The sequence below is a fragment of the uncultured Stenotrophomonas sp. genome (assembly GCF_963519925.1).
Taxonomy (GTDB): Bacteria; Pseudomonadota; Gammaproteobacteria; order Xanthomonadales; family Xanthomonadaceae; genus Stenotrophomonas; species Stenotrophomonas maltophilia_AE.
The window spans coordinates 19963-28657 of record NZ_CAUQPH010000042.1; the positions used below are offsets into that span (position 1 = coordinate 19963).

Below are 8695 nucleotides of genomic sequence, written 5' to 3' on the forward strand. Positions count from 1 at the left end.
GGCCGTGGCCATGCGTTCGTCGCGCCGATGGGCGCTATCGGCGGTTGATTGGAATCCAACCCTACCGGAGCGCGGCGTCCAGGTCTGCCAGGCGTTCTGGCGTGCCTACGTCGGTCCAACGGCCTGGATGATGCTGTCCGGTTACCCGCCCGTTTGCCATCGCGTGGCGCATCAACGGGGCCAGGCCGAACTGCGGCGGGTTCGCTGAGGCGCCCTCCGTTGCGCCGATGACCTCGCGCCATCCGTCGAGAATCGAGGGGCGGTAAACGCCGACACCCGCATACGTCAGCCGAGGTGCATCGCCGTCGTCACTGACCCTGCCATCGCCAAGCAGGATGAAATCCCCGTGCGGGTGCTGCACCGGGTTGTCGACCAGCACCAGGTGCGCATCGCCCTCCGGCTGCTGCGGCAGGGTGCGGAAATCCACATCGGTCCAGACATCGCCGTTGACCACCAGGAACGGCGCATCCCCGAGCACGGGCAGTGCGTTGAGGATGCCGCCGCCGGTTTCCAGCGGCACCGCGCCTTCATCGATGAAGTGCAGCCGCAGGCCCCAACGCGAACCATCGCCCAAGGCAGGTTTGAACTGGTCGCCCAGCCACGACGTGTTGATCACCGCTTCATTGAACCCCGCCGCTGCCAGCCGCTCCAGGTGCCACACGATGAGCGGCTTGCCGCCTGCCACCAGCAGCGGCTTGGGCGTGGCCAGGGTCAGCGGACGCATGCGTTCGCCCTTGCCGGCGCTGAAGATCATCGCCTTCATGCGCGGCTCGATACCGGCAGCGCGAGCGCGGCCATCGCCGGCTTGATGCGCTCTTGCAGCAGGTTGTTCAAGCCGGCCAGTTCCGGATGGCGGGGCAGCACTTCATCCAGGTAACGGATGAAGCGTGGCGCGTCGGCGAAGTAATGGCCCTTGCCGTCGCGGTCGCGCAGGCGCACGAACAGGCCGAGGATCTTCAGGTGGCGCTGCACGCCCATCCAGTCGGCGTCGCGCAGGAACTGCGGCCACGGACGCACCGGCAGCCCGGCGGCCAGCGCCTGTGCGTGGTAGCGCGCCAGCCAGGCATCCACGCGTTCCAGCGGCCAGCTCAGGAACGCGTCCTTGAACAGGCTCACCGGGTCGTACGCGATCGGTCCGCGCACCAGATCCTGGAAGTCCAGCACCGCCGGGCCCGGTTCAATCGGCATGAGGTTGCGCGGCATGAAGTCGCGGTGGGTCAGCACCTGCGGCTGTTGCAGTGCGTTGTCCATCAATCGTCGATGCGCCAGCTGCAGTGCTTCCAGCTCGCCGCAGTCCAGCTGCAGGCCGAGGTGGCGCTGCAGGAACCACTCGTCGAACAGGCCCGCGTCACGCTGCAGCAGTGCCTCGCCGAACGATCCCATGCCTTCGGGCACCGGGATCGACTGCAGGCGGATCAGCTGCGCGAAGGCGGCATCGAACCAGGTATCGGCGTTGTCGTCGTCGATATGCCGCGCCAGGGTCGGCCCGCCCAGGTCTTCCAGCAGCAGGAAGCCTTGTTCTTCATCGCGCGCCAGCACGCGCGGGACGCGCACGCCGTTGGGTTCGAGCAGGTCGTGCATGCGCAGCCACGGACGCACGTCTTCCAGGCCCGGCGGTGAATCCATCACGATGTGGCTGCCGTGTGCGCTGGTCGCGCGCCAGTAGCTGCGGAAGCCCGCATCCACCGACGCGCGGTCCAGGTGCAGGTCGGGGTCGGCCAGGGCGGTGCAGGTCCACTGCCGGCGCAGTTCGGCGCGCAGTGGGTCGGAAGCGGGATCGTTCATGGACGGGTACGTCGATGCGGCGCGCGGAGGCGCGCGGGAGAAGTGAGGGGAGACGTGTTCAGCGCCTGCCGCTGAACAGTCGCAGCACGGCCAGCACGGCGATCGCGCCGAGGATGGCGCCGATGAAACCGGCCGGCTCACCGCGCGCGTACCAGCCCATGTACTGGCCGAACCAGCCGGCCACCAGTGCGCCGACGATGCCGAGCACGATGGTCAGCAGGCAGCCCATGCGGTTGTTGCCGGGCATGAAGAAGCGACCGAGCAGGCCGACGATGAAGCCGACCAGGATGATGTAAAGCCAGCTGGTACTGCCGAACAGACCGTCCATCGCATGTTTCCTGCAGGAGAAGGACGCAGCCTATCAAAAGGCTGCGTCCGTCCGCGTCTGTCGCGCCCTCAGCAGCAGCCGTGGCCGCCGTGGCGGGTGCCGCTGTCCGCGGCCACCGGCGAACCGCTGGTTTCACCGCGCAGGCTGGCCGCGTAGTGCTCGCTGATCACCTTCGACACGCAGGCGGTCACGCGCTTGCCCATCGGAATGTGCAGGAACTCGTTCGGGCCGTGCGCGTTGGAGTGCGGGCCGAGCACGCCGGTGATCATGAACTGCGCGCCCGGGAACTTCTCGCCCAGCATGCCCATGAACGGGATCGAGCCACCTTCGCCCATGTACATCGCCGGCTTGCCGAAGAAGGTCTGGCTGGCCTCGTCGATGGCCTGGGTCAGCCACGGCGCCATCGCCGGTGCGTTCCAGCCCGAGGAGGCCTTTTCCAGGTCGAGCTTCACTTCGGCGCCGTTCGGCGGGTCGCGCAGCAGGGCTTCCTTCAGCAGTTCGCCGCAGGCCTTGCCGTCGGCGGTCGGCGGCAGGCGCAGCGACAGCTTCACCGCCGTATGCGGACGCAGCACGTTGCCGGCCGAGGCCAGCGGCGGCATGCCGTCCACGCCGGTCACCGACAGCGCCGGGCGCCAGGTGCGGTTGAGCACCAGTTCGGTCAGGTCTTCGTTCATCGGGCGCAGCCCGTCGACCATCGGGAATTTCTCGAAGATCTCGGTGTCCACCACCTCGGCGGCGCGCTTGGCCTGGGCCTGGCGCTCTTCCGGGATCTGCACGTGCATGCCGTCGATCAGGATGCGGCCGGTGTTCTCGTCCTCGATCCGCGACAGCAGCTGGCGCAGCAGGCGGAAGCTGGACGGCACCACGCCGGAGGCGTCGCCGGAGTGCACGCCTTCATTGAGCACCTTCACCGAGAAGTTGCCGCCGGTGAGGCCGCGCAGCGAGGTGGTGCACCACAGCTGGTCGTAGTTGGCGCAGCCCGAATCCAGGCACACCACCAGCGACGGCTTGCCTATGCGGTCGGCCAGGTGGTCCACGTAGGCCGGCAGGTCGTAGCTGCCCGACTCCTCGCAGGCCTCGATCAGCACCACGCAGCGGGCGTGCGGCAGGTTCTGCGCCTGCAGCGCCAGCACCGCCGCCAGCGAGCCGAAGATGGCGTAACCGTCGTCGGCGCCGCCGCGGCCGTACAGCTTGTCGCCGCGCAGCACGGGCAGCCACGGGCCCAGGTCGTCGTCCCAGCCGGTCATTTCCGGCTGCTTGTCCAGGTGGCCGTACAGCAGCACGGTGTCATCGCCGGTTTCGGCGCCGGTGGCGGGAATTTCCAGCAGCAGCAGCGGGGTGCGGCCTTCCAGGCGCACTACCTCGACCTGCAGGCCCGGCAGGTCCTGGGCCCTGGCCCAGCTTTCCATCAGCGTGACCGCCTGCTCCATATAGCCGTTTTCGACCCAATTGGCGTCGAACATCGGCGATTTGTTGGGAATGCGGATGTATTCGACCAGTTGCGGAACGATCTCGCTGTCCCACTTGTCATTGACGAATTGGCCGAGCTTGGCGCTGTCCATCAGGTAACTCCGAGTGCATATGGCTGATCCCGCCATTCTACGCCTGTGCACGGGGTAGGGTTTTTCCTACACCACGTCAGGTATTTGGCTGGCTGTGTGAAGGTGATGTGGACGATAGGCTGTGTGCATGTGGCGAGGGACACTGACTGCTCCGACGGGATGCCGGCAGGAGTCGGTCCGAGATCACAGGGAGCTACACGGTGGGGCCTTGGTTTTCGTGGAAGGCGCTAGCGCTGGGACTGCTGTTGACCGGAACCGCCCTGGCGGCCGACCGGATCAACATCAACACCGCCGACGCGTCGACGTTGCAGGAGGGATTGACGAACGTAGGGCCCAGGAAGGCCCAGGCGATCGTCGCGTACCGGCGACAACACGGACCGTTCATCCGGGTCGAGGATCTGGCACGGGTGAAGGGGATAGGGACAGCAACGGTCGAACGGAATCGACGACGGATGACGGTGGGGGCCAGGCTGGCGCCCACGGAGACACCGCCCCGGAGGGCAGTGACGGCACCCGTACCAAGGCGCTGACGCACAGGATGGGTCGCGACCGGCACGACGCCGGTCACGGCTGCCAGGCAGGAGCCGGCAGCCACGACAGCCGCAGGGAGGTGGCACGCACGGACGCAGCGCGGAAGGAATGGCGCGGATCCACCAGGACGGTGGCATCCAATCCCGGGACGGGGAGGGATGGCGGAACGAAATTCGGCCGAGTGCAGGGAGCATGGCCGGCACCCACACTGCGCAGGATGCACAGGGGGAAGGCGGGATGCCGACAGGGACGTGACGATTGCCCGGTCCACACAGGGATGTGTGACCGGGCAATTTTGTTTTGGGCTTTGGCGGGCTTCAACGTCGGGCCCGCCCATGTCACCGTACGTTTTGCGGTGTTGGATGGTTGGGCCGCGCTGCGCGCGGTTGACACGCATGGCGTGTCACTACGACCTTCTACGTGCACAGGACGATGGCGCTGGCCATCATGCGTAGCGACACGCCATGCGTGTCCTCGACCCACCCGAAGGAAGGCCACATGCCCACACGTCGCACGCTGTTGACCCGCATCGCCGGTTCGCTTATCGCCGTCATGGCACTCCCGGCGTGGTCCGCGCCCGAGCCTGCCGGCCCCACCGACCTCAAGCCCGGCCAGTTCCTCTGGCATCCGGAAATTTCCCCGGCCGGTCCGATCGTGCTGGTGGTCAGCCTCGATGAGCAGCGTGCCTATGTGTACCGCAACGGCATCGCCATCGGGCTGAGCACGATCAGTTCGGGCAAACCCGGGCATGAAACGCCGACCGGGGTATTCACCATCCTGCAGAAGGACAAGGACCACAAGTCCAACCTCTACAACAGCGCGCCCATGCCCTACATGCAGCGGCTGACCTGGGACGGCATCGCCCTGCACGGCGGCAACCTGCCCGGGCACCCGGCGTCGCATGGCTGCGTACGGCTGCCGCAGGCCTTCGCGCAGAAACTGTTCAGCGAAACCCAGCGCGGCGACACCGTGGTGGTGGCCGACGCCAAGAGCGCGCCGATGACGCTGGCCTACCCCGCAGTGCTGGCGCCGGTGAACAGCACCGGCAAGGCCCTGCTGGAGACCACCAATGCGCCGGCTCACTACTGGAATGACAGCGCCGCGCCGTCTGGCCAGGTCGGCATCCTGGTCAGCCTGCACGACCAGCGCCTGTACGTGCTGCGCGACGGCGTGCTGATCGGCGAGTCGCGGCTGGAAGCGAAGGCACTGCCGGCGTTCCAGGGCACTACCCTGTTCGTCATGCAGCAGGGCTATTCGGATGCGGCCAGCCCGCTCGATGCCAGCCAGAAGCTGCACAAGTGGACCGCGTATCCGCTGCTGGGCCAGAGCCCCGGCAATGCCAGCCCGGACCTGCTGGCCACGCCCAGCCTGCCGATGGCGCTGCCGCCGGCGTTCGCCGCCCAGCTGTACAAGGCGTTGGTGCCGGGCACCACGCTGCTGGTGACCAGCCTGCCGGCGGTTCGCCCGGTGGCCGATGAACAGAACCTGCAACCGGTCTTGGAATCCGACGCCGCCGGGGCCACCCTGTAAGGATGGCTTACCGCATTCCGCTTTCCCTGCTGATAGGCATCAGCGCGCTCGGCGTTGCCGGGGGCGATGCGAGTGCCGGCCCTCGGCCCGCCCAGGCGGCGTCGGCGGCCGGCCAACGGCCAGCGCTACCGGCGGAACAGCTGGCCGAGATGATGGCGCGTACGGCACCCAACGCGGACCGCAAGGTACTGCAGCTGGCGGCGAAGGCGATGAGCTGCGCGCTGCAGCGGCCCGAGCTGGGGGTGGACCCGGCGCGGCTGAGCGTGATCGATTATTCGCGGCCGTCCACCGAGCAGCGCATGTGGGTGTTCGATCTGGCCCGGCAGAAACTGCTGTTCGAAGAATGGGTCGCGCACGGCCGCAACAGCGGCGGCAATGCCACCGAGCGCTTCTCCAACCGCGACGGCAGCTTCATGTCCAGCCTGGGCGCCTTCACCGCCAAGGAAACCTACATGGGCGGCAACGGCTATTCGCTGCGGCTGGAGGGCCTGGAGCCGGGCTTCAACGACAAGGCACGCGACCGCGCCATCGTCATCCACGGCGCGCCGTACGTGAACCCGACCATTGCACGCCTGCAGGGCCGGCTGGGTCGCAGCCTGGGCTGCCCGGCCGTGCGCCTGACCGTGGCGCGGCCGTTGATCGACAGCCTGCGCGGCGGGGCGATGGTGTTCGCCTACTACCCGGACAAGGAGTGGCTGGCGCACTCACAGCTGCTCACCGCCCACTGCGGTGGCGGCACGGGCTGAGGCACAATGGCGGCATGTCGACCGCCACCGCATTGAGCGCTGCCACGCGCGTCATTCCGAGCTTTGAATACCGCCGCGAGCGCTGGCGGAATGGCCTGGGCTGGACGCGCGAGATCCTGCGCGTCCCTGACAGCGACGACTGGCAGGTGCGGTTGTCGATTGCCGAGATCGAACAGGATGCGGCGTTCTCGTCGTTTCCAGGTGTCGCGCGCGAGCTGGTGCTGCTGCGTGGCGAAGGACTGCGCCTGCGTTTCGCCGATGGCGCGGTGCACACGCTGCTGCCACCGCATGATCGCCTGCGCTTCGACGGCGAGGCGGAGGTCAGCGGCGAGCTGGTGGATGGCGTGACCCACGACTTCAACCTGATGTGGCGCCGCGACCAGGTCGATGCGGAGCTGCTGCATCGGCCGCTGGTGGGAAGCATGTTCTTCTTCACCGAACCGGGCACGGCGTGGGCGATCCATCTGCTGGCCGGGGAGGCGCAGTTCGAGGGCGAGCCGGACCTGCCGTCGTTGCAGCAGGGCGATACTGCTTGGCTGGCAGCGGGAGTGCGCAAACGTTACGCGTTGACCGGTGGTGGTGAACTGCTGGCGATCCGCCTCGACGAGCGCGAACGGCCGAAGCAAGCAACAGGGCAGGTGTTCCAGCGGTAGGGTCGAATCCCTATCGACCGCCGACGCCGGTGCAACGTTCATGGGTGGCATGACCGTTGGCGAAAACCATCTCCGGCACAGGTCATGCGTTCGTCGTGCCGATCGGCCGTGCGTGCGATCGATCGGGATCCGATCCTACCGGTGCGTGGTCCACACACAACCAGCGGCGCTGCCCATATCGCGGTCAATACACGTCGCGGCGGTAGCGGCCGGCGACGATCAGGGCTTCTTTGCCTTCGTGCCCCAAGGCCTGTTCGATCACCGCGTCCACTGCCGGGGCCATGCCCTGCAGGCTGCCACAGACCAGGATGGTGGCGCCGTGACGCACCCACTGGCGCAGGGTGTCCAGCTCGGCCAGCAGCCGGTCCTGCACGTATCGGTGGACGCCGTCGTCGCGGCTGAACACCGTATCCAGCCGCGCGATCATGCCGGCGCGCTGCCAGCCCAGGATGTCATCGCCGAAATGGAAATCGTGCGCGGCGGTACGCTCGCCGAACAGCAGCCAGTTGCGCGCGGCACCCTGTTCGACCCGGGCGCGCAGGTGCGCGCGAAGCCCGGCAATGCCGGTACCGTTGCCGATCAGGATCAGCGGTGCGTCGGGCGGCGGCGCGTGGAAGTTCGGATTGCTGCGGAAACGCAGGTCGATGCGTCCGCCCAGCGTGGCGTGATCGCACAGCCAGCCACTGCCCAGGCCCGGCGTGCCGTCCGGGCGCAGCAGGCGACGCAGCAACAGCAGCACCTGGCCTTCGGCCGGCGTGCTGGCGATGGAGTACTCGCGGTGCGGGAGTGGCTTGAGCGCGGCGACCAGCGCGGCGTCGCCGGCCGGGACCGAATCAGGCAGCACCGGCAGGTGCGAGCGGGCCAGCCAGTCGCGCAGCGACTGCCCTTCAACCTGCGCGTTGCCGTCGCGGGCGTGCAGGGCAAGCCACGCATCGACTTCGTCGGCACCGTGCCGTGGTCCGATCTCCACCACATCGCCCGCCTGCCACGCCGGCAGTACGCCGTCGGCCGGCACCAGCGCCACTGTCCAGGTGGCGGCACCCGGGCTGCCCGCGTTGACCTGCCGACGCGACTGCAGCTGCCAGGGCTGGTACTGCGCCGGGGTCCAGTCGGGCAGCTCGGTGACGTTGCCGCCCAGCTGGCCCAGCAGCTGCTGCCAGTGACGCAGCGCGGCCGGGTCGGCGTTGTCCACTTCTATCGTGTCGAACAGCGGGTGCGCACCGTGCCGGCGCAGCCACGCGTCGAGCTGGTGGCCGAAGGCGCAGAAATGGCCGTAGCTGCGATCGCCCAGCGCCAGCACGCCGTACTGCAGGTGCGGCAGCGCCAGCGACTGCGGCATCACCCGGCGCAGGAACGGCAGTGCATGGTCCGGTGCGTCGCCTTCGCCGGTGGTGCTGGCGATCAGCAGCATGCGCGTGGTCTGCTGCAGCAGCGTGGCGTCGACCTGGTGCAGGCCGCGCACGCGCACGCTGACGCCGGCTGCGCGCAGCACCTCGGCGCTGCGTTCGCACAGCTGCCGGGCGAAGCCGGTCTGGCTGGCCCAGACCAGCAGCAGTGGCG

The 8695-nt window shown here is 68.2% G+C and carries 9 protein-coding genes; 4 read left to right on the top strand and 5 right to left on the bottom strand.

The annotated features are described in order from the left end of the window. Nucleotides 1-61: 61 nt before the first annotated feature. From murU to RWO33_RS09915, 4 genes are all read right to left on the bottom strand, one after another. Nucleotides 62-763 (bottom strand): N-acetylmuramate alpha-1-phosphate uridylyltransferase MurU, encoded by a 702-nt coding sequence (murU, locus tag RWO33_RS09900; protein ID WP_314104705.1) that lies wholly within the window; start codon nucleotides 761-763, stop codon nucleotides 62-64. Then, nucleotides 760-1785: a phosphotransferase gene (locus RWO33_RS09905; RefSeq protein ID WP_314104706.1), complete on the bottom strand. Its 1026-nt coding sequence runs from the start codon at nucleotides 1783-1785 to the stop codon at nucleotides 760-762. Before RWO33_RS09905 ends, murU begins: the two co-directional genes overlap by 4 nt. Nucleotides 1786-1843: 58 nt before the next feature. After that, nucleotides 1844-2113, bottom strand: a complete 270-nt coding sequence (locus tag RWO33_RS09910; protein ID WP_314104707.1) for a GlsB/YeaQ/YmgE family stress response membrane protein — start codon at nucleotides 2111-2113, stop codon at nucleotides 1844-1846. Nucleotides 2114-2181: 68 nt separating this feature from the next. Continuing rightward, nucleotides 2182-3675, bottom strand: a complete 1494-nt coding sequence (locus tag RWO33_RS09915) for a M20 family metallopeptidase (protein ID WP_314104708.1) — start codon at nucleotides 3673-3675, stop codon at nucleotides 2182-2184. Between the two features lie 239 nt (nucleotides 3676-3914). Between RWO33_RS09915 and RWO33_RS09920 the strand changes: the two genes are divergently transcribed. The 4 genes from RWO33_RS09920 (at nucleotide 3915) to RWO33_RS09935 (ending at nucleotide 7135) form a co-directional block, all read left to right on the top strand. After that, nucleotides 3915-4205, top strand: a complete 291-nt coding sequence (locus tag RWO33_RS09920; protein ID WP_314104712.1) for a ComEA family DNA-binding protein — start codon at nucleotides 3915-3917, stop codon at nucleotides 4203-4205. Nucleotides 4206-4758: 553 nt separating this feature from the next. Next, the gene (locus tag RWO33_RS09925) at nucleotides 4759-5736 is read left to right on the top strand and encodes a L,D-transpeptidase (RefSeq protein ID WP_314104713.1); all 978 of its coding nucleotides are present in this window, start codon (nucleotides 4759-4761) and stop codon (nucleotides 5734-5736) included. A gap of 2 nt (nucleotides 5737-5738) precedes the next feature. Then, nucleotides 5739-6482: a murein L,D-transpeptidase catalytic domain family protein gene (locus RWO33_RS09930; protein WP_314104709.1), complete on the top strand. Its 744-nt coding sequence runs from the start codon at nucleotides 5739-5741 to the stop codon at nucleotides 6480-6482. A gap of 14 nt (nucleotides 6483-6496) precedes the next feature. Then, the gene (locus RWO33_RS09935) at nucleotides 6497-7135 is read left to right on the top strand and encodes a HutD family protein (protein WP_314104710.1); all 639 of its coding nucleotides are present in this window, start codon (nucleotides 6497-6499) and stop codon (nucleotides 7133-7135) included. A 184-nt stretch (nucleotides 7136-7319) separates the two neighbouring features. On the opposite strand, the gene RWO33_RS09940 is transcribed toward RWO33_RS09935, so the two are convergent. Further along, the coding region (locus RWO33_RS09940; protein WP_314104711.1) for a sulfite reductase subunit alpha at nucleotides 7320-8695 on the bottom strand (1376 nt) is incomplete at its 5' end.

Bases quoted from the DNA above. Each gene is read 5' to 3' on its own strand.
- murU (WP_314104705.1), bottom strand. From the start codon at position 763: ATGAAGGCGATGATCTTCAGCGCCGGCAAGGGCGAACGCATGCGTCCG.
- RWO33_RS09910 (WP_314104707.1), bottom strand. From the start codon at position 2,113: ATGGACGGTCTGTTCGGCAGTACCAGCTGGCTTTACATCATCCTGGTC.
- RWO33_RS09915 (WP_314104708.1), bottom strand. From the start codon at position 3,675: ATGGACAGCGCCAAGCTCGGCCAATTCGTCAATGACAAGTGGGACAGC.
- RWO33_RS09930 (WP_314104709.1), top strand. From the start codon at position 5,739: ATGGCTTACCGCATTCCGCTTTCCCTGCTGATAGGCATCAGCGCGCTC.
- RWO33_RS09925 (WP_314104713.1), top strand. From the start codon at position 4,759: ATGGCACTCCCGGCGTGGTCCGCGCCCGAGCCTGCCGGCCCCACCGAC.
- RWO33_RS09905 (WP_314104706.1), bottom strand. From the start codon at position 1,785: ATGAACGATCCCGCTTCCGACCCACTGCGCGCCGAACTGCGCCGGCAG.
- RWO33_RS09935 (WP_314104710.1), top strand. From the start codon at position 6,497: ATGTCGACCGCCACCGCATTGAGCGCTGCCACGCGCGTCATTCCGAGC.